The sequence below is a fragment of the Stenotrophomonas maltophilia group sp. Smal12 genome (genome assembly GCF_037079935.1).
Lineage (GTDB): Bacteria > Pseudomonadota > Gammaproteobacteria > Xanthomonadales > Xanthomonadaceae > Stenotrophomonas > Stenotrophomonas sepilia.
Genome location: NZ_JBAWUK010000145.1, coordinates 1 through 507, shown reverse-complemented (window position 1 = coordinate 507; position 507 = coordinate 1). Strand labels below are relative to the sequence as shown.

1 pseudogene is annotated in these 507 nt (G+C 63.7%); it reads left to right on the top strand.

Annotated elements, in window-relative coordinates:
* Nucleotides 1–507: pseudogene (locus WDC87_RS21995) on the top strand (TonB-dependent receptor); the annotation flags it as partial.

The window sequence follows — 507 nt, the reverse complement described above, 5'->3', positions numbered from 1 at the left end:
CCGACGTCTTCAATACCTCGGCGCGCTCGAAGTCGACGCTGCTCAAGGGCACCTGGCGTATCGACGATGCACAGACCCTGGAAGCGGGCTACCGCCGCTACGAAGGCACCGCCGGCGAGATCATGGCCTCGCAGATCATCCGCGTCGATCGCGACCGCATTCCGCAATGGGATCCGGGCCACGTCGACATGGACAGCTACACCCTGCGCTATCGCTTCAACCCGGACAGCGAGCTGGTCGACCTGCGCGTCAACGCCGCGTACACCGACACCGACAGCGTGATGTACAACAGCCTGACCGGCATCACCCCGTGGTATTTCGATCGTCGTACCGAGTGGTACGACGCGCCCAGCTTCAGTGGCGACCCCGGCTACAAGGATGCCTACCGCAATCCGCTGCGGCAGAAGCGCTTCGGCCTGGATGCCAGCAACACCTCGAAGTTCGATACCCGCGCCGGTGCGTTCACCCTCGACTACGGCCTGTCCTACAGCGATGAGGACATCGCAC